The 663-nt window shown below is 66.8% G+C and carries 1 protein-coding gene; it reads left to right on the top strand.

What is annotated here, in order from left to right:
• Positions 1 to 5 precede the first annotated feature (5 nt).
• On the top strand, positions 6 to 663 hold a 658-nt coding region (gene ftsA, locus EN750_RS37715), incomplete at its 3' end, for a cell division protein FtsA (RefSeq protein WP_189526838.1).

Genomic DNA, 663 nt, shown 5'->3' with positions numbered 1-663 from the left:
GCAAGCTGCTGCGCGGCCGCTCGCACCGGATCCAGGTGATCGGCATCGGCCATCAGAAGTCGCAAGGCGTGAAGTCGGGTGTCGTGGTTGACCTCGATAGGGCGGAACATGCCATCCGCCTTTCCGTCGACGCGGCCGAGCGCATGGCCGGGCTGACGGTCGATTCGCTGATCGTCAACATGACCGCCGGCCGGCTGAAGAGCGAAGCCTTCTCCGCCACCATCAATCTAGGCGGCCACGAGGCCGACGAGGCCGACATCAAGCGCGTTCTCGGCGCCGGCGCCAAGCAGGCGCTGAAGGCCGAGCGCGAGGTGATCCATTCGCTTCCCGTCGGTTTCTCGCTGGATGCCGAACGCGGCGTGCGCGATCCGCGCGGCATGGTCGGCGACGCCCTCGGCGTCGACATGCATGTGCTGACCGGCGACGCCGCGCCGATGCGCAATCTGGAGCTTTCCATCAACCGTTCGCATCTGTCGGTCGAGCGCATGGTGGCGACGCCCTATGCCAGCGGCCTGGCGGCCTTGGTCGACGACGAGCTGGAAATGGGCGCGGCCTGCATCGACATGGGCGGCGGCACGACGACGATCTCGGCGTTTTCGGAAGGCAAGTTCGTCCATGGCGACGCCATCGCCATCGGCGTCAACCACGCCACGATGGACATGG

This window comes from Mesorhizobium sp. M7A.F.Ca.ET.027.03.2.1 (assembly GCF_003999175.1).
Classification (GTDB): Bacteria; Pseudomonadota; Alphaproteobacteria; order Rhizobiales; family Rhizobiaceae; genus Mesorhizobium.
Note: the sequence above shows the minus strand (reverse complement) of the source record. Positions and strands in the feature narration are given on the sequence as shown.